Origin of the sequence: Psychromonas antarctica, from assembly GCF_022267535.1 — a bacterium.
GTDB lineage: Bacteria > Pseudomonadota > Gammaproteobacteria > Enterobacterales > Psychromonadaceae > Psychromonas > Psychromonas antarctica.
In genome coordinates, this window is record NZ_JAHNZV010000034.1 from 1 (window position 1) to 20,376 (window position 20,376).

At 39.6% G+C, this 20,376-nt stretch carries 20 protein-coding genes; 9 read left to right on the plus strand and 11 right to left on the minus strand.

Features of this window, described 5'->3' with window-relative positions:
- Positions 1 to 46: 46 nt before the first annotated feature.
- A complete protein-coding gene (gene yfbV / locus KSO91_RS09285) occupies positions 47 to 496 on the plus strand; it encodes a terminus macrodomain insulation protein YfbV (RefSeq protein WP_238742703.1) in 450 nt (149 codons plus the stop codon).
- A 65-nt stretch (positions 497 to 561) separates the two neighbouring features.
- Here the strand turns inward: yfbV and rlmA are convergent, their stop codons facing one another.
- The 4 genes from rlmA to focA (KSO91_RS09305) all read right to left on the minus strand — a co-directional run bounded on the left by rlmA (position 562) and on the right by focA (KSO91_RS09305) (position 5,535).
- Positions 562 to 1,386, minus strand: coding sequence for a 23S rRNA (guanine(745)-N(1))-methyltransferase (gene rlmA, locus KSO91_RS09290; protein ID WP_238742679.1), 825 nt, complete (start codon positions 1,384 to 1,386; stop codon positions 562 to 564).
- Positions 1,387 to 1,431: 45 nt separating this feature from the next.
- A complete protein-coding gene (gene pflA, locus KSO91_RS09295) occupies positions 1,432 to 2,172 on the minus strand; it encodes a pyruvate formate lyase 1-activating protein (RefSeq protein WP_238742680.1) in 741 nt (246 codons plus the stop codon).
- 161 nt (positions 2,173 to 2,333) lie between these two features.
- Entirely contained in the window at positions 2,334 to 4,619 is a 2,286-nt protein-coding gene (gene pflB, locus KSO91_RS09300; RefSeq protein WP_238742681.1) for a formate C-acetyltransferase, read from the minus strand.
- Positions 4,620 to 4,665: 46 nt separating this feature from the next.
- A complete protein-coding gene (gene focA / locus KSO91_RS09305; protein WP_238742682.1) occupies positions 4,666 to 5,535 on the minus strand; it encodes a formate transporter FocA in 870 nt (289 codons plus the stop codon).
- A gap of 474 nt (positions 5,536 to 6,009) precedes the next feature.
- Here focA (KSO91_RS09305) and KSO91_RS09310 point away from each other — a divergent pair, with 474 nt between their 5' ends.
- The gene (locus KSO91_RS09310; protein ID WP_238742683.1) at positions 6,010 to 6,963 is read left to right on the plus strand and encodes a LysR family transcriptional regulator; all 954 of its coding nucleotides are present in this window, start codon (positions 6,010 to 6,012) and stop codon (positions 6,961 to 6,963) included.
- Between the two features lie 201 nt (positions 6,964 to 7,164).
- Here KSO91_RS09310 and focA (KSO91_RS09315) read toward each other — a convergent pair whose 3' ends face one another.
- A complete protein-coding gene (gene focA / locus KSO91_RS09315; RefSeq protein WP_238742684.1) occupies positions 7,165 to 8,652 on the minus strand; it encodes a formate transporter FocA in 1,488 nt (495 codons plus the stop codon).
- 501 nt (positions 8,653 to 9,153) lie between these two features.
- Between focA (KSO91_RS09315) and KSO91_RS09320 the strand changes: the two genes are divergently transcribed.
- The gene (locus KSO91_RS09320) at positions 9,154 to 9,663 is read left to right on the plus strand and encodes a glycine cleavage system transcriptional repressor (protein ID WP_238742685.1); all 510 of its coding nucleotides are present in this window, start codon (positions 9,154 to 9,156) and stop codon (positions 9,661 to 9,663) included.
- 95 nt (positions 9,664 to 9,758) lie between these two features.
- Here the strand turns inward: KSO91_RS09320 and KSO91_RS09325 are convergent, their stop codons facing one another.
- The gene (locus KSO91_RS09325; RefSeq protein ID WP_238742686.1) at positions 9,759 to 11,279 is read right to left on the minus strand and encodes a DUF3360 family protein; all 1,521 of its coding nucleotides are present in this window, start codon (positions 11,277 to 11,279) and stop codon (positions 9,759 to 9,761) included.
- A gap of 329 nt (positions 11,280 to 11,608) precedes the next feature.
- Entirely contained in the window at positions 11,609 to 12,127 is a 519-nt protein-coding gene (gene fldB, locus KSO91_RS09330) for a flavodoxin FldB (RefSeq protein ID WP_238742687.1), read from the minus strand.
- Between the two features lie 51 nt (positions 12,128 to 12,178).
- Between fldB and xerD the strand changes: the two genes are divergently transcribed.
- The 3 genes from xerD to recJ all read left to right on the plus strand — a co-directional run bounded on the left by xerD (position 12,179) and on the right by recJ (position 15,756).
- Positions 12,179 to 13,075, plus strand: coding sequence for a site-specific tyrosine recombinase XerD (gene xerD / locus KSO91_RS09335; protein WP_238742688.1), 897 nt, complete (start codon positions 12,179 to 12,181; stop codon positions 13,073 to 13,075).
- 124 nt (positions 13,076 to 13,199) lie between these two features.
- Positions 13,200 to 13,934, plus strand: a complete 735-nt coding sequence (dsbC, locus tag KSO91_RS09340; protein ID WP_238742689.1) for a bifunctional protein-disulfide isomerase/oxidoreductase DsbC — start codon at positions 13,200 to 13,202, stop codon at positions 13,932 to 13,934.
- 103 nt (positions 13,935 to 14,037) lie between these two features.
- Entirely contained in the window at positions 14,038 to 15,756 is a 1,719-nt protein-coding gene (gene recJ / locus KSO91_RS09345; protein ID WP_238742690.1) for a single-stranded-DNA-specific exonuclease RecJ, read from the plus strand.
- 74 nt (positions 15,757 to 15,830) lie between these two features.
- On the opposite strand, the gene trmL is transcribed toward recJ, so the two are convergent.
- Positions 15,831 to 16,295, minus strand: a complete 465-nt coding sequence (trmL, locus tag KSO91_RS09350) for a tRNA (uridine(34)/cytosine(34)/5-carboxymethylaminomethyluridine(34)-2'-O)-methyltransferase TrmL (protein ID WP_238742691.1) — start codon at positions 16,293 to 16,295, stop codon at positions 15,831 to 15,833.
- Positions 16,296 to 16,631: 336 nt separating this feature from the next.
- Between trmL and KSO91_RS09355 the strand changes: the two genes are divergently transcribed.
- Positions 16,632 to 17,588 (plus strand): cation diffusion facilitator family transporter, encoded by a 957-nt coding sequence (locus tag KSO91_RS09355; RefSeq protein WP_238742692.1) that lies wholly within the window; start codon positions 16,632 to 16,634, stop codon positions 17,586 to 17,588.
- A complete protein-coding gene (cysE, locus tag KSO91_RS09360) occupies positions 17,588 to 18,367 on the plus strand; it encodes a serine O-acetyltransferase (RefSeq protein ID WP_238742693.1) in 780 nt (259 codons plus the stop codon). Before KSO91_RS09355 ends, cysE begins: the two co-directional genes overlap by 1 nt.
- A 207-nt stretch (positions 18,368 to 18,574) precedes the next feature.
- Here cysE and KSO91_RS09365 read toward each other — a convergent pair whose 3' ends face one another.
- Positions 18,575 to 18,793 (minus strand): DUF1653 domain-containing protein, encoded by a 219-nt coding sequence (locus KSO91_RS09365; protein WP_238742694.1) that lies wholly within the window; start codon positions 18,791 to 18,793, stop codon positions 18,575 to 18,577.
- 170 nt (positions 18,794 to 18,963) lie between these two features.
- On the opposite strand from KSO91_RS09365, the gene KSO91_RS09370 reads away from it, so the two are divergent.
- Positions 18,964 to 19,194 (plus strand): cell division protein ZapB, encoded by a 231-nt coding sequence (locus KSO91_RS09370; protein WP_238742695.1) that lies wholly within the window; start codon positions 18,964 to 18,966, stop codon positions 19,192 to 19,194.
- Positions 19,195 to 19,276: 82 nt separating this feature from the next.
- Here KSO91_RS09370 and rraA read toward each other — a convergent pair whose 3' ends face one another.
- Positions 19,277 to 19,789, minus strand: coding sequence for a ribonuclease E activity regulator RraA (gene rraA, locus KSO91_RS09375; protein ID WP_238742696.1), 513 nt, complete (start codon positions 19,787 to 19,789; stop codon positions 19,277 to 19,279).
- A 126-nt stretch (positions 19,790 to 19,915) separates the two neighbouring features.
- On the minus strand, positions 19,916 to 20,371 hold the full coding sequence (gene pyrI / locus KSO91_RS09380) for an aspartate carbamoyltransferase regulatory subunit (RefSeq protein WP_238742704.1): 456 nt from the start codon (positions 20,369 to 20,371) through the stop codon (positions 19,916 to 19,918).
- Positions 20,372 to 20,376: the final 5 nt, after the last annotated feature.

The following is a 20,376-nucleotide window of genomic DNA, read 5'->3' on the forward strand; positions in this document are numbered from 1 at the left end:
TTTATAGACTATTTTCTAAAAACAGATTCGCTAAAGTGAGGTTATTCTGAATTCATTTTTTGATGTTCTTAAGCAAGGTGACAAGTATTTACAGAACTGGCCCCAACAGAATGTATTAAACTGTTTATTTGCCGATAGCAAAGTGGCTGTTTATACTCGCCTGTCAATAAAAACGACACCTATCTTTGTTGTACTCGCCATTGTGTTAAATATTGTGCTACCAACGCTATTTAACTGGTCGGTAACGGCAACGTTTATTCTTTTTTTACTTGGTTTGCCGATACAGGGCTTGTATTGGTTGGGGAAACGATCACAGAAGTTATTACCTTCGCAATTATTGCCTTGGTATATGGCCATTGCAAAAAAGCTCAGTGGTGAGCAAGCTGGGCAAACAGTTATGTTGCATCAACCCTCTTATTTTGATCTGGCATTATTACTTAAAAAAGCATTTAGATTAGGAGGGGATAAATTTTTACAGAATCATGAATTGATATAGTGTATCTGTTAGTTACTCGTTGTCTGCTGACGGTTTGCTGTTATTAGCTGTCACCCGTCAGCTTTTTAGTTTTCCTGCCTTTGGTAAATCTCTATATTAAAATCACATTCAATATTCCATTGCCTTTGTGCCAATAAGGACTGCATCTTTTGCTCACTGTATTTCCAATATAAAGGGGTCATTTTGACCAGGTTTTCTACACTAGCGGCATCGTCAATTGTGAGCAAGTAATTAAGATTAATCTGCTCTATTTTATCAAACCCAGCTGGTGCTAAATTTTTCTGCGCATGCTCATTGACTTGTTGGTAAATATTTTCTCTTAGTTGGAATAGATGACGCGGGGCAGGGGTCACCGTTATCAGATAACCCGATGCTTTGATCAATCTCGCCAGTTCGTTATCTAGCGACGGCGCATAGATACGAATCAATGCATCTATACTGTTATCTGGCAAGGGAACATCATAAGCGCTAGCGACACAAAAGTTGATGTTTTTGTAGCGTTTAGCGGCATAACGGATGGCTACTTTAGAGATATCTAAGCCGTTAACAACAAACTGTGTGGGTAACTGTTCGGCTAATAGTGCGGTGTAATAACCTTCACCGCAACCTAAATCAAGAATTTCAGCTTGCTCTTTACTCGCCAAGTAGCTCGACACTAATTCACTGACTTTTTTTGCTAATTGAAAATAACCGCCACTGTTTAAAAATGCGCGTCTGGCGGTCATCATCTCTTTATTATCGCCAGGATTTTTTGAATTTTTAGCATTAACGGGCAATAGGTTTAAGTAACCCTCTTTGGCAATGTCAAAATGGTGATTATTGGCGCAAACTTGGGTGTTATTGTTTTTCTGGAAATCTGTTTGGCAAAGCGGGCAGATAAAAGGGGTCATAATGGGCCTATCAAGACAGGTTATTTTTCACCTGTCTTTTATCAATCAATAAATCACGTTATTGTGGTATTGCAAAAGAATGTTTTTAACCATCTCCATCGTTGCTCGTGGCGGCGTGCTGATGCCTTCAAGTGGATAAATTTCTCCCATTGCGGTCCATTTATGCTTACCCAGCTCATGGTAGGGAAGCAGCTCAACTTTTTCGATGTTTTTCATTGGGGCAATAAATTTACCTAATGCATGGACGTCTTTCTCAGCATCCGTATAACTCGGTAAAACAACATAACGCAAGTAAACAGGTTGATTTCGCTGTGCTAAATAGGCTGCAAATTCTAGGGTATATTTATTACTGACATGAGTGAGATCGATATGTTTTTCATTATCCATCTGTTTGATATCTAATAAAACCAGATCACTGACATCTAAAACGCCTTTTACGGTTTCATCTATACGGCGTACAAACCCATTAGTATCAAGACAGGTATGGATCCCTTCCATTTTGCATGCAGTGAAAATAGCTTTCACAAATTCAGGTTGTAGCATCGCTTCTCCACCAGAAACAGTAATACCACCACCCGATGCCTCCATATAATGGCGGTATTGTACAAGTTCCGCCATCAATTCATCAACAGTCATCATTTTGCCCGCTTCAGTATCCCAAGTATCTCGGTTATGGCAATATTTACAACGCATTAAGCAGCCTTGTAAAAAAATAATGAAACGAATACCTGGCCCATCGACGGTACCACAGGTTTCAACAGAATGAACTCGTCCAGTTAATGACATTAAAAACCCCTTTAAACTAAGTACTTGATCGCTTTTTTGGTCAAAAGAGCGATCAGGTAATCACTTTATGCTAGATAAAAAGAAAGGCTTCATTGCGGAAAATGAAGCCTTTTTTGATTATAACAGGCTAATAAAAAAGTTAACCTGTTTATCTCTTATTTTTACATGTTAGCTGTAAAGGTACGTGAGATCACATCGTTTTTCTGTTCTTGAGTTAGCGAGTTAAAACGTACTGCATAACCAGAAACACGGATAGTTAACTGTGGGTATTTCTCAGGATTCTGCATTGCATCTAACAACATTTCACGGTTCATTACGTTTACGTTTAAGTGTTGACCACCTTCAATTTCAGGCGTGTGCTTAAAGTAACCGTCCATTAGACCCGCTAAGTTAGTTTTTTGTGAATCGTCAGTTTTACCTAGTGCATTCGGCACGATAGAGAAAGTATATGAGATACCATCTTGTGCGTAGGCAAACGGCAGTTTAGAAACCGATGTTAATGATGCAACCGCACCTTTCTCATCACGTCCGTGCATTGGGTTAGCGCCCGGTGCAAATGGCATCCCAGCACGACGACCATCAGGTGTGTTACCTGTTTTCTTACCGTATACAACATTTGATGTAATAGTAAGAATCGACTGTGTAGCACGCGCATTACGGTACATTTTGTGAGATTGAATTTTCTTCATAAAGCGTTCAACAAGATCACATGCGATATCATCAACACGTGGATCGTTATTACCAAATTTAGGGTAATCGCCTTCAATTTCAAAATCAGTTGCAATACCATCTTCATCACGAACAGGTTTAACTGTTGCGTACTTGATTGCTGCTAGTGAATCCGCTGCAATTGAAAGACCCGCGATACCACAAGCCATAGTACGTTCAACATCACGATCGTGAAGCGCCATTAGTGATGCTTCGTAGCTGTATTTATCATGCATGTAATGGATACAGTTAAGCGCTGTGACGTATGTTTCAGCTAACCAATCCATAAAGTGATCAAGATTAGAGAATACTTCATCATAATCTAATACCGCAGACGTAATTGCAGGCAACTTTTTAGGACCGATTTGAGCTTTTGATTTTTCATCTACGCCGCCGTTAATGGCGTATAACAACGTTTTTGCAAGATTGGCGCGTGCACCAAAGAACTGCATCTGTTTACCAATAATCATCGGTGATACACAACAAGCGATAGCGTAGTCATCATTATCAAAATCGGTACGCATCAGATCATCATTTTCATACTGGATAGATGAGGTGTCGATAGATACTTTTGCACAGTATTTTTTGAAGTTGATTGGTAATGCTTCAGACCATAAAACAGTAATGTTTGGCTCTGGAGAAGGGCCCATAGTGTATTGAGTGTGCAAGATACGGAAGCTACTTTTAGTGACTAGCGTACGACCATCAACTCCCATGCCACCGATAGACTCTGTTGCCCAGATAGGGTCGCCTGAGAATAGATCATCATATTCAGGAGTACGTAGGAAACGGACCATACGTAACTTCATCACGAGGTGATCGATCAGCTCTTGTGCATCAGTCTCAGTCAATTTACCTGCTTGAATATCTTTTTCGATAAAGATATCAAGGAAGCTCATAGTACGGCCGAATGACATTGCCGCGCCATTTTGTGATTTAATTGCCGCTAGGTAACCAAAGTAAGTCCACTGTATCGCTTCTTTTGCATTGGTTGCTGGATGAGAGATATCACAGCCGTATTTAGCAGCCATTTCTTTCATTTGCGCAAGTGATCGATATTGCTCGAAGATCTCTTCACGTAGTTTTAGCGTATCTTCAAGTGTTGTACCAGCAAGTAGATCAACTTCTAAGCTTTTATGTTGCTTAGATTTATCTGCCATTAGGAAATCAATACCGTAAAGCGCAATGCGGCGGTAATCACCGATAATACGACCACGGCCGTAAGCATCTGGCAAGCCTGTTAAGATACCTGATTTACGACATTTAAGAATGTCACCAGTGTAAACATCGAAAACACCTTGGTTATGTGTTTTACGGAATTCAGAGTAGGTTTTTTTGATCGTAGGATCTAATTCTTTACCATAAACTTTACAAGAACCTTCAATCATACGAATACCACCGTTAGGGATAATCGCACGTTTCAGTGGCGCTTCAGTTTGTAGACCAACAATTGTTTCTAACTCTTGGTTGATATAACCCGCGTCATGAGCCGTAATTGTTGAAACAACATCAGTATCAAAATCTACAGGAGCATGTGTGCTGTTTTCAAGTTTGATCCCTTCCATTACTTTTGCCCAAAGCGTATCAGTTGCTTTAGTTGCATCTGCTAGGAAACTTTCATCGCCTTCAAAAGGGGTGTAGTTTTTTTGGATGAAGTCACGAACGTTGACTTCAGTTTTCCAAGTATCACCAGCAAAACCGCTCCATGCTGCTGTAAATTGTTCGTTAAGTGTAGTCATAACGATTTACCTTGTAGTTAATATGAATTGAAAAATAGAGTATATTTTATAGTTCTTTTTTGCTTTTCTGCAATGGACGTAAATAGATCATCCAGTGCATTAAACCAACTATTACGCCACCACCAATAATATTACCGATGGTTACCGGAATTAAATTATGGAAAATAAAATTATAAATAGATAGATCTTTAAACGTGCTGGCATCCTGGCCTATCGAACTCCAAAATTCTGCAGTGGCAAAATGCTGGATTAAAATGCCAGTAGGCACCATGAACATATTGGCAATGCAGTGTTCAAAACCTGAAGCGACAAACATTGCAACAGGTAATAAAACAGCAAACATTTTATCTGTTATTGTACGCGCCCCAAAAGCCATCCAAATTGCAAGGCAGACCATGATATTACATAAAATACCAAGTGCAACCGCTTCTGTAAATGTATGATGGAGTTTATGTTGTGCAACCATTAATGCGGTTAACCCCCACTGACCATGATCGGCTTTATACATACCCGCCAGAAACATTAATAAAACCAAAAAGATAGCTCCAACAAAGTTACCAAAATAGACAACTGACCAGTTCTTTAGCATCTGCATAGTGGTGATGCGTTGGCTGGCCTTCGCAATTAGGGTAAGGGTATTGCTGGTAAATAGCTCGCCGCCAACAACAACTACTAATAAAAGCCCTAGGCTGAATGCAATTCCACCGATGAAGTTTTTAACACCCCATGCAAGATCTTGACTTCCAGTTGTGACAGTGACGTAAAAGACAAAGGCTAGGCTGATAAACATGCCGGCAGTAATGGCCAGATAAAAAGAAGAAAGGAAGGCTTTGGTTGCCTTACTGAAGGCAATATTGTCCGCTTTCTCAGTAATTTGATGAGGAAGTAATTCATCAATTTTATTTTCAGCCTGCATCTAAGGTTCTATCCTATTAATTGAATACAATCGATTCTAACAAAGGGACTACGCAAAAAAATTGATTTAAATCAATCTGCGAAGAAAAGCTGTAATTTTATTACAGATACCGCCTTTTTTTTCTTTTTTTAGCCATTTTTTGTACAAAAAACTGATTTTTTTCGTTATTTATTTTCTAAATTAAGGCCCTTAAATTTTTAAAGAGGCTGTTTTATGGCTGTTTTTTAGTAAATAAGTTCACTAAAAACAATTATAATCAGTAATTATTATACAAGTCATCGAAACAAAAAAAGAAAGAAATATGCCGCGCTTAAGATGGAATGCCTATGCTGTCTTTACTTGCAATGGTTTTGATTCAAATCAATGTCGTCTGGAACTCTTTTTGTCTCTTTTCATAATTACAGGTAATATCGATAAATGCCAGTATCAAAAAAACTGATACTATAGATAATGTGTTATTTAGGAACAAATTTGATGAAATATTCGCTTAAACAAGTCGCTGTTTTTGATGCCGTAGCGAGCCAGGAAAGTGTTAGTGCTGCGGCCCGAAAGTTATCAATGACACAATCAGCAGTTAGTATGTCTCTTTCTCAATTTGAAAATGTACTCGATAGACCTTTATTTATCCGCCAAGGTAATAGACTGACTTTAAGTCACTGGGGACGTTGGTTAAGACCTAAAGCTAAGCGTTTATTGCAAGATGCGCAGCAAATTCAAATGGGATTACATGATCAGCAAATAATTAGTGGTAATTTAACGCTTTGTTCGAGCCAAACAGCCGCTGAACATATAGTGCCAGGTCTTATCAGTAAAATTGATTCTGACTTCCCTGAGTTGCGCATTGAGTTTATGGTTCAAAACACCGATAACGTCATTCAGCGTTTGTTAAATCATGAGTGTGACTTAGGCATTATTGAAGGGCGTAATGATGATAGTCGCATCCATCAAAAAAAATTACTGGATGATCATCTTGTGGTCTTCACAAACCCCCACCATCCCTTCGCAAAAGCTGGTGAGGTAAGCCTTTCACAATTAAAGCAGGCAAAGTGGGTATTAAGAGAAGTGGGGTCGGGGACTCGTCGGATCTTTGATGGTGCCGTTCATGGGGTGATTGATAATATTGATGTTTGGAAAGTCTATGATAGCGTACCTGTCTTAAAAGCGATGGTGCAAAATGGCTTCTACCTTGGTTGTTTGCCTTATCTAGATGTGGCTAAAGAGGTTGAAAGTGGTCTGTTGCAGATATTGCCGACACCGCAATTGGATATGAAACGTTGTTTATCATTTGCTTGGTGCAAAGATACGGGCGAGAATCCGCTTCGAGATTGTATTTTAGCAGAAGCGAGTCGACTGGTTGCCTATAATGAAAGGCAGGAAAGAGTGGTACTCAAAAATTTACGTCATTTTAGTGAAGCCCAATCTAAATAACGTCAGCTCGGGATAAGCCCATTAATACAGTGCAGTTACTTGCCTGTGTTTTGGCGTTGCCTTGAATTAAAAAACATCGATATTTTAGAATCAGTAAGCACAATCTTGTGCGAAAATAATATAACGATTGCCAAGTAGGTAAGGCAAGTGGTTACTTGCCTTACCTTCTGTTTTCTAATAAATTTATGAGCCTGTAAATAATTATGCTGCCTGGGTTTCTGTTTGATCCTTCGGCGTGTATGCTTTGATGATTAAATCTGCTAGCTGTTTGCGAGTGACTATTCCGCAAAGTTTCCCATCTTTAAGCACGGGATAAATCGAGGGGCGGTTCGCTGATGCGGCCTTTAGACGTTCATCATAGCTTTGGTAGTTGCGGCTAGTTAATATGCCACTATCGCTTACCGGAAACAGCTTGTCTTTATCTACAACCATAAATTCAAGCAATGCAGTGATAGGCTGCGCTTCATCGACCGTAATAATCTCTGTTTGCATGGCATGGTGCACCTGATAGTTTAATTCTGCTGAATATTCTTCAGACCATAATAATCGTAAAATGTCTTGTTGTGACACAAAGCCAATTAATTGTTGAGTTTGGTTAACGATAGGGGCCGCATTCACGTCATGGTTCGTCAGTAAGGCAAGCGCTTGGTAGATGTCTTGATCTTTTGTTAGTACCAGTGGGGTTGTGTTCATAACATCTTTTACGGCTAGTTTATTTAATGCGTTTTTCATAATGAATGTATCTCCTAAAGTAGTTAATTGTTTGTTGTTCTCTTGTGTATTTATGAGTGTATTGTGTTGTTCATTACTTGCTGTTTTATCGCCTTCAATTAACCAATATCCGATACCAACAAATAATCCTCCCCCAACAATATTGCCCAGCGTGACTGGAATAAGGTTATTGAAGATAAAATTTGAGAAAGTCAGATGAGTAAAATCAGAAGGTAGATAACCATGACTAATATAGAAAGCGGGATCGCTGATCGCTTTAATGGTTAAGCCAAGAGGTACCATAAACATATTTGCAATACTATGCTCAAAGCCACTACTGACAAACATCGCGACGGGTAAGATTAAAAGAATTGATTTTGTGAGAGTGTCTTTACAGCTAAAAGTCATCCATGTTCCTAAACACACTAACAAGTTACATAAAATGCCGAGTGCAAAGGCTTGCGCCCAGGTATGTTCAAGTTTATGTTGAGCCACTTTTAATGCGTTTATTCCCCACTCTCCACCATCAAGTAAGTGCATTTGCGCCGTAATAACAAGCGCCAGCATTGCAGCAGCACCGACTAAGTTACCTAAGTACACTCGGGTCCAGCATTTTAGTAATTGACTGGTAGTAAACCGACCTTGAGCCCATGCAACAGTGCTTAATACAGTACTGGTGAATAGTTCTCCGCCACAGACAACGACGAGAATTAAACCTAAGCTGAATGCTACGCCACCAGCGAATCGTATTACTCCCCATGGAGCATTACCCGCCCCTGTTGTGACTGTGATGTAAAAAACAAAGGCAATAGCAATAAATGCACCCGCAAAAATAGCTGATGCAAATGACTTTGCAAAAGATTTTTGTACTTTCTTTAAACCATATTCTTCTACTTGTTTTATTATAGAATGTGGGTCATTGCTCTTTTTCGGCGTCGTATTTATTAGTTTTACAGGATGATTGTTACTAAGCTCCATAGTGTGTATCGTGATAAATCACGCCTCGGATTAGTTGGTTAGTTGTTAGTTTTAAGTTCAACACTTGCTCTTTCCCCTTGTCAAATTAAATGAGTCATTCCTCTGCCTAAGTGCTTAAGGCCCAAATACAATAAGATAGATTTACAGTTAATGATATTTGATAGTTCTTATTTTATGATTCAATTTAACTGATGGTTTATTAGCGTTAAGATAAGGGGGCTAAAATCGGCTGGATCCTTACAAAATAAAAATCGCGTTATTATGAAATTTTCTTATTTTGTATGATATTACTCTTTTTCTGGCTGTGCCGGAAAAGAGGTTGGTGTACCTTGCCGCTGTCATAATTTGTAGAATGGCATAGTGTTTTTTAATTAGCGTTTATTTCTGTCCATTTGAGTTCAAAATATGAACCATTTTTTAGTGGGTTACAGGGGGTTTGGTTATACACTGAAGGTGTAGGTTTATTTATTAGTGGTATCTCATTTGTAAGGAGTTAAATATATGAATGTTCAAATAATGGTTACTGTCAGTGGCTCACATCAAACCGATTTGGTTAAATTTTTATCACAAAAAACCCATGCATTAGGTGGTAAGTGGTTAAATAGTAAAATTAGTCATATTGATGATTATTTTGCAGGATTGCTCAAAATTGAAATTAAGTCAGCACATGTGGAAAAGCTAATCGCTGATTTTAAATCATTAGCCATTGTTGTAGAAGCAGTTGTCTTGGATGCAGCGGATCAGCAAAAACTCACGCATTTAGCTTTGCATATTGATGCGAAAGATCGTCCTGGCTTAGTTCATGATATATCACAAGTCTTAAGTGAAAACGGTATTAAGGTCGAGAACCTGGAGTGCCATCGTTTAGGCTTAGCTGATATTAGTGGCACAATATTTACTAGCAAATTTAAAATCGCGGTTGCTGATAACTTTAATAAAGAGCAATTGATCCGTTCATTGCAAGATATTGCTGGTGATTTGGTTATCGACTTACGTGATGATCAATCCTAAATAGTAGCCATTTGTTGAACCCTTTCTATCGGCTATAAAAAAGGCGTCTATCTTAACGATAGTCGCCTTTTTATTATGCTAAGCACTCTCTATTTTTAAAGTAGTGCAGGAATCCCATATTGAGGTTCAAGCATACCGACTGCAAGCATTGCAACGAAACAGATAATTAACACTGCACCCGGAATAATCACTTTATCTATAAATGAAAGTTTACCCGCACGTTCTTTATCACCAATCAGACCGTTGTTATCAAGCAGCATAGTTAATGCCCAAGCAAGTACCGGATTGAATACCGCTGCTGTAAAGATACAGATACCAGCAGACTGAGAATCTTTGGTGTTTTTTATCATCTGCATACCAGCTTCAAGTAACGGCAAGAAAACACCCACAAGCAGCGCAATACGCATTACTGGCGGCCATACAGCGATGTCCATAGGGAAGCCTAGAATGGCAATAAGCATTACTAAGCAGCCTAATATTATAGAACCAGCTGGGATTGGTCGTTTAGCGATTGCAGCGGGGATCATGTAGGTACCCCAAGATGAGGTGATATTACCACCACCAACAGCTGTACCAACAATTTGACGGATAGAACAAGTAGTCATCGTATCATCGACATCCATTAATACTTCATCTGTATTTTTAGGGTAGTTAAGCTCCTGAAATATACGGTGACCTAGGAAATCTGGCGACCACATAGCAACGGCTAAAATAGCAAAGGGTAGCGATGCAATAAAGTGTTGTAAGTTAGGAAGACCAAGCATCCAACCTTCCGTTGTGCTTCCCCACCAGTAAACAGGATTTAGATGTGGTAGGCCAGTTTCAGTTGTAAACACCAAATCAAAACTACTGCCTAATGCTAAGGCAACTAATAAACCGGTGATCGCGCAGGCTGGAATTGCCAACCAACGTTTACCGATGCGCGCTAAGAAAGCATAAAGTACGACATTAACTGCAAGTACCACTAAACCCACATAACCCATGCTGCCAGCTGCAATATCTGCTGACTGCAAACCCATTGACCAGTCTTGGATCTTTGTGATTTGACTGAATGCACCAGTAAAGCCTAAGAATACCAGTAAGCCACCTGCGACACCTTCACTGGTTAAATTGACCAGCTTTGAGCCACCTTTAAAGTAGCTCAGTAATAAACCAAATACGCCCAATAATATAGCAAGAGCTAGTGGGTGAGCACCCGCCAATGCAATTGCACCAATTAATGGAATCATTGGTCCATGATTACCGGCTAAATTAGCTTTCGGGTTAAGAAAACCTGAAGCGATGACACAGAAAAGCAATGCTGGAATAAGCATCTCAACACGAGCCACTTCGATTGCGAATTCTTTACCTAGTGTAATATGTGGCCAAGCTTGAGTTAAACCCTCCGCCCATGACATCATTACTGCTGAGTACATCGCGATAATGCCGATTGTACCCGCGATAGCAGGTACCAGATCTTCCCATTCAAAATTAAAATCGCGACCAGGTAAATTCAACCCCCAGCGTCGTGGTTTCATTATTTGAAGTTCATTATCGAGATAATCAGAGCGATTTTCAAACTCGCTTGCTGGTTTGTGCAATTCGCGATAACTCGCGTTTTTGTTTTCGTCCGACATGGTACGAGGTACTCCCCTACTATTGGTAAGTTTTAATTAAAATGAAAAGGTTAAATAATACTAGTGAATGTTACCCAAAAATTGAGCAATTCATTAACACTATCAAATAATTTGGCGTAGCTTATCGGAAGAGTTTGAAAGCTGATTGATCTGGATCAGAATAGTAACGATAGTGAAATTAAATAACTAAAAAACATTGCGGCAAATGAGGCGCAGATCACATAAATTAAGGCTTATTAGGCGTTAGTGGTTGTATTTTGGGCGCTGATGTTATTATTTAAGCAGTTGCTGTTTGGCTTTGGAGGTAATGTTCATGAGCAGGAACGTCATCACACCTGCAACGCTATCTCTTGTAAAATCTGCAAGCACCACTGCTCAATCCGTTGATCACTGAGTTCATATTGTGAGTCTTCATCAAGTGCCAGTCCCATAAACTGTGTGCCGTCTGCATTTAATGCTTTGGACGCTATAAACTGATAGCCTGTCGTTGGCCAGTAACCGATAAAATTTGCGGTTTGTGTGCTTAATTTTTCATGTAACATGCCAACTGCATCAATAAACCACTCGCTGTATCCTTGTTGATCACCTAAACCATATAGGGCAACAATCTTATCTGTGACATTAACTGACTCAAGTTCATCCCAAATTGCCCCCCAGTCTTCCTGTAATTCGCCGTAGTCCCAAGTGGAAATACCCAAAATCAGAATGTCATAATCATTTATTTTGCTAATTCCCTCTGTTTTTATGTTGAATAGGTCGATAATGTCAGCGCCAATATAGGCTTGTATTTTTTCAGCTGCGATTTCCGTATAACAAGTGCTGGATCCATAAAACAAACCGATTTTCATAATAATGCCTTATTTAGGTAATACCCTATTAATAAATAGAAGGAGAGTTTAATGGAACTATTGTCCATTGACCAATTTTTAGATTCATTATGGCTGGAGAGAGGCTTATCAAAAAACACGCTGGATTCTTACCGCCATGATCTGCGTTTGGTTGAGTTGTTTTTAGAAAAAAGAGGACTGTCACTAAGCGCGGCGAGTTATGTTGATTTAAGTGATTATTTTAGTTTTCGTTTAAGCAGTGAAAAGGAGTATAAAAATAGTTCAACTGCACGCTTAATGAGTGCATTACGTCGTTATTATCAATATTTATGCAGAGAAAAAATGCGTGAAGACGATCCAAGTGGCAAACTACAAAGCCCCAAAACCATTAAACCTTTGCCTAAATCTTTGTCGGAATCGCAAGTTGATGGCCTACTTTCTGCTCCAGATCTCAGTGATACCGTACAATTTCGTGATAAAGCAATGCTCGAACTCCTGTATGCAACGGGGTTACGTGTGTCAGAATTAGTCGGGTTGACGATGGAGGAAATTAATTTACAACAAGGTGTAGTACGCATTACCGGTAAAGGTAATAAAACCCGTTTAGTGCCACTAGGCGAAGAGTCGGTGTATTGGGTTGAACGTTATATTGATGAGGCAAGAGCAGAGCTATTAAAAGGACAAAGTAGTGATGTTCTATTCCCCAGTCGTCGTGCTCAAGTAATGGTGAGGCAAACATTTTGGCATCGCATTAAATTTTATGCGCAGGTATGCGGCATAGATAAAGAGGCGCTCTCTCCTCATGTCTTGCGGCACGCATTTGCAACACACTTATTAAATTATGGCGCGGATCTGCGCGTTGTCCAGATGTTATTAGGGCATAGCGATCTCTCTACCACACAGATCTATACCCATATTGCTCAAGACAGGTTAAAGGATCTGCATCAGGAGCACCATCCTAGAGCATAATAAGATCATTGACTTAATACAATCATCGTAATAGATGGGAAAAACGTTCACAAATAAGGGATTACTTGGCATACTCAGTCATCGTTAATTTACTCAATACTCATTTTACTGTTAAGGGTTGTATATGTCTTGGAGTCTCGTTAAAAAACACATGATTACTGCAGTTGCGCTGTTAGTTTTTACTTCATCTTCTTTCGCCGCTGAGAAAGTTGACGATGCGGCGCTTGCTAAAATAAATGCAAAGATGCGTGTCTTACAAATGCAAGTGAATTCAGTGACTCCTTTTGTTGTTGATGGTTTGTATGAAGTGTTAACAGACCGTGGTGTTTATTATGTGAGCAAAAATGGCCAATTTTTAGTGCATGGTAATATTTACGACATGGATAATGAGATGGAAAATATCTCTGAAAAAAGCTTAATAGTGTTACGTAAGAAAAAATTACAAGCGTTTGAAAAAGATATGATTATATATAAAGCGCCAGAAGAGAAACACGTTATTACTGTGTTTACTGATTCCAGCTGTGGTTATTGTCAAAAGCTACATTCTGAAATGGCTGATTACAATAATTTGGGTATTACCGTGCGTTATTTAGCTTTCCCACGCGGGGGATTAAAATCTGCAACTTACAACACGATGGTCTCTATCTGGTGCGCTGAGGATCAAAAACAGGCCATGGATAATGCTAAAAAGCGCCGAGAAATCCCCTTCAAAAGCTGTAAAAATACAGTAAAAGAACAATATGAATTGGGGGTCTTTTTTGGTGTCAGCGGCACGCCGGCAATTATTTTAGAAGATGGCTCACTTCAACCTGGTTATTTACCTGCAGATCGCTTGATTCAACAGCTAGAAAAGAAATAATCTTTATATTTGACTCTATTACAAACGGTATCAATATGCCTATATTGGTACCGTTTATCATTATTCTCTCCCTATTTTGTTAATCGGATGACAGCGACCCTTTATGAATTCTATTGAAGTCAAAAACCGAAGCGTTGTTGATGCAAGCATGCTTAATATCACCTGCTCGCCACTACTCAAACAGCTTTACGCCAATCGCGGTATCTGCAGCGAAAATGAATTAGACACTAGCACCCGCAGTTTATTGCCAAGCAAACAATTGAAAGGGATAGATAAGGCTTGCGAGTTGTTATATCAGGCGTTATTAACGGCACAAAAAGTTGTGGTGGTTGGTGACTTTGATGCCGATGGCGCAACCAGCACCGCATTGTGTATGCTTGCGCTACGAAAATTGGGCTTTGATAATATCGATTACCTTATTCCTAACCGTTTTGACTATGGTTATGGATTGAGCCCAGAGATTGTCGATTTAGCTATTTCCAAAGGCGCGCAGCTGTTAATGACCGTTGATAATGGTATCTCCAGTATTAGCGGTGTGGCGTATGCCAAAGAGAATGGATTAACCGTCTTAGTGACTGACCACCATCTTCCCGGCGTGCAAACACCTGAAGCGGATGCCATTGTTAATCCTAATCAAGTCGGCTGCTCTTTTCCAAGTAAAAATTTGGCTGGGGTCGGAGTTGCGTTTTATGTGATGCTGTCACTGCGTGCTTTTATGCTAGAAAAAGGCTGTTTTGTGAACGCTCAGGCACCGAATTTGGCCTCTTTACTCGATATTGTGGCATTAGGCACTGTTGCAGATGTTGTGACGCTGGATGCTAATAACCGCACGTTGGTTCAACAAGGTCTGGCGCGCATTCGCGCGGGTGTATGCCGTGTTGGTATTAGCGCCTTGATTAGTGTAGCCAAACGCAATCAAGCACAGCTTGTTGCCAGTGATTTAGGATTTTCATTAGGGCCAAGATTAAATGCGGCGGGGCGCTTAGATGAGATGAGTTACGGTGTTGAGTTACTACTGTGTGAGAACGTTGAACAGGCTAATATTATGGCCAATGAACTCGACGCACTTAATCAATCGCGCCGTGAAATTGAACAAGGGATGCAGGAAGAAGCATTAAAAACGTTACAAAATCTGAAATTAGATAAAAGCAAGATTCCATACGCCATCTGCTTATATGATCCGCTCTGGCATCAAGGTGTAATTGGGTTGGTCGCCTCGCGAATTAAAGAGTCTTATTACCGTCCGACATTTGTTTTTGCGAAAGCAACTGATGGAGAAATAAAGGCTTCGGCGCGTTCTATTCCCGGCGTGCATATTCGCGATATACTCGATTTAGTGGATAAAAAGATACCGAATATTATTTTAAAGTTTGGCGGTCATGCGATGGCCGCAGGTTTGTCATTAAAAGAGCAGCACTTTGCGTTGTTTGCTAAAGCATTGAATGAGGTGTTAAAAGCTGAGATTGCAGATGACGTGCTCAATAATGTGATGCTTTCTGATGGGCAGTTAAGTGCTGATCAGCTTAACTTGCCACAAGCGCAAGAATTACGAGATGCGGGTCCGTGGGGACAGGGTTTTCCGGCGCCTCTTTTTGATGGTTCATTTAAGCTGTTACAACAAAGAATAGTGGGCAGTAAACATCTCAAAATGATCTTACAACTAGGCGATAAAACGATTGACGCGATCGCCTTTAATGTCGACATTAAATTTTGGCCCGATCCAAGGATTAAAAGTATCTATTGCACTTATCGTTTAGAGGTTAATGAGTTTCGAGGAGAGCGTACGGTGCAAATGCTGGTGGAACTACTGCAGGCGGAATAAAAAGCCATTAGCTTTCGAGTTCAGAGCTGCGAATATCGCAGCTAAAGGTTTGTTACTCGCAGCTAAAAGGGGCTCTATACTGCGCCGGAAAAATCCAGTTGGCGCCAAGCTTCATAAACAAATACCGACACGGCATTGGATAAATTCATGGATCGGCTTTCTGCTCGCATTGGAATACGTAATTTTTGCTCATGCGGTAATGCATCAAGAATGTCACTGGGTAGGCCACGTGTCTCTGGACCGAACAGTAAAACATCATTAGATTGAAAATTGGCTTGCTGATAAAACCTCGTTGTTTTTGTTGTGCAGGCGTAGATCTTTTTTCCTGCCACTACGGCTAAAAATGCCTGAAAATCTTTATGGCGATACACATGGGTGAGTTCATGATAGTCAAGCCCGGCTCTGCGTACTTTTTTCTCATCTAAATCAAAGCCTAAGGGTTCAATTAAGTGCAAAACACAGCCAGTATTGGCACATAAGCGGATAATGGCGCCAGTATTTTGTGGGATCTCTGGTTCAAATAGTGCTACTTCAATCATAGTATCTCGTTTTTATATTATGAAAATCGAAGTGATTGTAAATGTATACCCAAACGACTTCAAGATGCAGGAATCTGCATTTTGAAGTAGTTTGGACATATATGCTATTAATGTTTTCTTCAATAGGTAGGGGCCACAAGCGCGGGTTGTAAGGCTTTATTATATGTCGCTGTAGATGAACATGGCGAAACATAATCCAGTCATATTTTTACGCGTATTTGCGCAAAACGAATGGGTAATAAACGGTGACTGCAATAATCAATAATCGCATCTGGTTTAAATGAGCCAATTCGCTATAATGGCTGCCTCGTGATATGGATTGATTAAGGTGTTTTTTTGGAAAAAAATATTACAAAAGAAGAGTATGGACGCTTAGTTAATCGTGCCGGACGTGCTGCGATTATCGCTGCTTCGTTGCTAATTATTGTCAAGTTGCTTGCTTGGATAGTGACCGGCTCCTCAAGTGTTTTAGCTGCCCTGACTGATTCATTAATGGATGTGACAACCTCTATTATTAACCTTTGGGCTATAAAAATTGCATTGCAGCCAGCGGATGATGAACACCGTTTTGGCCACGGTAAAGCGGAAAGTTTAGCGGGTCTCGCACAAGCTGCCTTTATTTCCGGATCTGCTGTCTTTTTGATGTTTAATAGTATTTCTGCATTGATTAATGGTCACCAAATCATCGCCTCAGCTGTTGGTATTGGCGTGATGATTTTCTCTGTATTGGTCACCCTTGCGCTGGTTTTATTTCAAACTTATATCGTTAAAAAAACCGGTAGTATGGCAATAAAAGCGGACTCCTTACACTATCGAACAGATGTGGCGCTTAATGGCGCTGTATTACTAGCACTTATTTTGGCCGGATTAGGCTGGAACTGGGCCGATGGACTGTTTGCTATTGCCGTAAGTTTTTATATTTTACATGGCGCATGGGAAATAGGCATGCAGTCAATTGATGCATTAATGGACAAGCAACTGTCTAAAGCTGAAGAAGATAAGATAATCAAAATAGCTTATAGCATTAAAGGTGTTCGAGGCGTGCATGATTTACGCACGCGTCAATCGGGCAATACTAAATTTATTCAGCTACATTTAGAGCTTGATGATAATCAGAGTTTGTTTGATGCGCATGAGAAAGCCGATTGTTTGGAGGCCGAGTTAGATAAATTTTTTCCACATACGGATATTTTAATTCATCTAGATCCCCTTTCTGCAGTGATATTAGAAAAGGAAAATAATAAAGTACAGTTTGAAATTGAGCCAGATAATATCAGTAAGGGTGCGTCATAATGAAAATTGTTCAAGAGAAACTATGGAAAAAGATAAGAGAAGAGGCATGGAATTGTTCTGTTACTGAACCTGTTCTAGCAAGCTTTTTTTATTCAACTATTTTAAACCATCATAGCTTAAAATCAGCGCTAAGTTACCAACTTGCAAATCGTTTAGATAGTCATACCATGCCCGCCATTCTGATGCGCGAAGTTATTGATGAGGCTTTTAGCAAAGATCCTGAGATTATTAATTCGGCAATGGCGGATATTATCGCAGTTCAAGATCGAGATCCTGCTGTTAACGATTATTCAATCCCACTTTTATATTTAAAGGGGTTTCACGCAATTCAAGTGCACCGTGTGGCAAATTGGTTATGGAAGCAAAAACGTATCTCACTAGCACTGTACCTACAAAATCGTAGTTCAGAATTATTTGGTGTTGACGTTCATCCCGCAGCAACGATCGGTAAAGGTATTATGTTCGATCATGCCACCGGTGTAGTGGTCGGTGAAACAGCTGTTATTGAAGATAATGTGTCAATATTACAAGGTGTTACTTTAGGTGGAACAGGTAAAGCGTGTGGTGATCGGCATCCTAAAATTCGTCAAGGGGTAATGATAGGGGCGGGTGCTAAAGTACTCGGTAACATTGAAATTGGTATCGGAGCAAAAATTGGTGCTGGTAGCGTGGTCTTAGAAGCCGTTCCTGCACATACTACGGTCGTGGGTGTACCCGCTGCAATTGTAGGCCGGCCATCTTGTGATATGCCATCACTTTCTATGGATCAGGATATCTAACGCTTCATCTAAGATTGAAAATGGTTTTCTAGTATGATCTATTACACCAAAACACTTCAAGAAGCTCCCGTAAGGCAATACGATAAGCGACGATCTTCGTTGTTAGACGGTTTTGATTTAGCACGACTAGATCACCAACCTTCTGCCTAGAATGACATCATTTATGGTTATGCTGATTCCTGCCTTTTGAAGTCGCTTGGATATATATCAAGCATCAATAAAGTCAAAGCGGGGGCGTTTTACTCCCGCGATCTCAACCTCGTCAATAAATAAAGATAAGGGTCTAACCCATAATGCTTGCTCCCCATATAGAGGCCGATAAACGACCATCGCTTCTTCTGTTTCACTGTGCGTGGCGACAGCTTCAACTTGATATAGGTTGCCTTTATAGTGACGGTACTTGCCTGTTTTAATTTTATTTTGCATTGTTTCTTATTTCGTTATTATAAATACAGAAAATAGCATAACACCGTTGCGAAATTTCATAAAAATAGAAGGATATATTTCTTAAATTAAAAACAAAGGTTGAATAAGCAGCTTGGAATGCTTATTCTCACTGGATCGAACAGATTAAACCATTTTTAAGGGGCGAATTGATGACATTAGATCTATTAGAAAAGTTAGAAAGCAAAATTCAAAATGCAATTGATACGATTGCGTTGTTACAAATGGAAGTCGAAGAATTAAAAGAAGACAAGCAAGGCTTAGCAGAAAAAAACGGACACTTAGAGGCTGAAAATATTAGGTTATCCGAAGAGCATCAACAGTGGCAGTCTCGACTAAGCACTTTAGTAGGGAAAATAGAAGAGGCAGAAGGGACACTATAAGTGTATTTGGTTATTGCTGCAATTAGGCGTTTTATTATCTAAAGCCCAATCAATTGGGCTTTAGATATTACTCGATAAGCAACTATTCTATTTCGGGCTCTAGATCGGGTTCTTCAATGTCTAAAGGCTCTGGTGAAATAATAATCCCTGTGCTATCAGCATAAAGGATATCTTCAGGCAAAAAGGTTACACCGGCGAAGTTCACTGGCGAGTTCAGTTCACCAATCTCATTATCATCACCACCGACGGGGATAGCGGTTATAGCTTGAATACCAATATCTAATTCTTCAAGCATATCAGTTTCACGTACACAGCCGTTTACTACAATACCTTCCCAGCCATTTTCGACTGCAAGTTCTGCAATATCTGCATTAACTAATGCTCTACGTAATGAACCTCCCCCATCAACGAGTAATACTTTTCCGGTGCCATTTTCAGTGAGTGTCTTATAAATTAGCCCGACTGATTCAAAGCATTTAATGGTGACTACTTCGCCAGCAAATGAACTGCGCCCACCAAAATTGGTTAACAGGGGTTCAACAACATCAATCGTATCTGCATAAATATCACAAAGAAGAGAAGTATTATATTGCATGCTTAGGATCGCCTATAAATAGAAAAGTAATAATAAGTATAAACGTAACTTGTTCATTTACAATATTGTTTTTATAACAAATAGCATTGTTTAAATTTTGCTTGATGGAAATCAACCCCTTTGACATTAATCGAGCTCGTGAAAAAAGGTTCGGTTGAATGATTTTTCACAATAGTGGCATTTTAGCTTAAGATCCAAGTTATTATTAACATAAAATTTTGTCTTCACTGGCTCATTATGACTAATACAATTACTATTTGGGCAAGACAAAACGCCAATAAAAGCACCTGGGAGTTGTACTTGGAATTTATTGACCACTTTAAAATCTTTTATCTGATTGATGGTGGCATTAGGCGCAAATAATGCTAGCTGGTTAGCTTGATCATCGCTAATAAAAGTATTTTCAACTTTAATTAAATCTTTAGCTATACCGCTTTTCGTTGGCAAGTTCAGCCCAATTGTTATTTTTTCACTCGTTTGTGTGAGTTTAAAAAAGCTTAATATTTTAACGCCTTGTTTGGCAGGGATATGATCAATTACAGACCCATGTTGAATGGCTTCAACTTGTAATTTTCTTTGCATCATTT

Excerpts from the sequence above, each read along its gene's own strand:
- dsbC (WP_238742689.1), top strand. The coding sequence starts at position 13,200 with ATGTCTTGGAGTCTCGTTAAAAAACACATGATTACTGCAGTTGCGCTG.
- pyrI (WP_238742704.1), bottom strand. The coding sequence starts at position 20,371 with ATGCAAAGAAAATTACAAGTTGAAGCCATTCAACATGGGTCTGTAATT.
- KSO91_RS09365 (WP_238742694.1), bottom strand. The coding sequence starts at position 18,793 with ATGCAAAATAAAATTAAAACAGGCAAGTACCGTCACTATAAAGGCAAC.
- focA (WP_238742682.1), bottom strand. The coding sequence starts at position 5,535 with ATGCAGGCTGAAAATAAAATTGATGAATTACTTCCTCATCAAATTACT.
- KSO91_RS09320 (WP_238742685.1), top strand. The coding sequence starts at position 9,154 with ATGAATGTTCAAATAATGGTTACTGTCAGTGGCTCACATCAAACCGAT.
- KSO91_RS09325 (WP_238742686.1), bottom strand. The coding sequence starts at position 11,279 with ATGTCGGACGAAAACAAAAACGCGAGTTATCGCGAATTGCACAAACCA.
- pflB (WP_238742681.1), bottom strand. The coding sequence starts at position 4,619 with ATGACTACACTTAACGAACAATTTACAGCAGCATGGAGCGGTTTTGCT.
- KSO91_RS09310 (WP_238742683.1), top strand. The coding sequence starts at position 6,010 with ATGAAATATTCGCTTAAACAAGTCGCTGTTTTTGATGCCGTAGCGAGC.
- trmL (WP_238742691.1), bottom strand. The coding sequence starts at position 16,295 with ATGATTGAAGTAGCACTATTTGAACCAGAGATCCCACAAAATACTGGC.
- xerD (WP_238742688.1), top strand. The coding sequence starts at position 12,179 with ATGGAACTATTGTCCATTGACCAATTTTTAGATTCATTATGGCTGGAG.
- cysE (WP_238742693.1), top strand. The coding sequence starts at position 17,588 with ATGAAAATTGTTCAAGAGAAACTATGGAAAAAGATAAGAGAAGAGGCA.
- pflA (WP_238742680.1), bottom strand. The coding sequence starts at position 2,172 with ATGTCATTAACTGGACGAGTTCATTCTGTTGAAACCTGTGGTACCGTC.
- fldB (WP_238742687.1), bottom strand. The coding sequence starts at position 12,127 with ATGAAAATCGGTTTGTTTTATGGATCCAGCACTTGTTATACGGAAATC.
- KSO91_RS09370 (WP_238742695.1), top strand. The coding sequence starts at position 18,964 with ATGACATTAGATCTATTAGAAAAGTTAGAAAGCAAAATTCAAAATGCA.
- rraA (WP_238742696.1), bottom strand. The coding sequence starts at position 19,789 with ATGCAATATAATACTTCTCTTCTTTGTGATATTTATGCAGATACGATT.
- recJ (WP_238742690.1), top strand. The coding sequence starts at position 14,038 with ATGAATTCTATTGAAGTCAAAAACCGAAGCGTTGTTGATGCAAGCATG.
- rlmA (WP_238742679.1), bottom strand. The coding sequence starts at position 1,386 with ATGACCCCTTTTATCTGCCCGCTTTGCCAAACAGATTTCCAGAAAAAC.
- focA (WP_238742684.1), bottom strand. The coding sequence starts at position 8,652 with ATGGAGCTTAGTAACAATCATCCTGTAAAACTAATAAATACGACGCCG.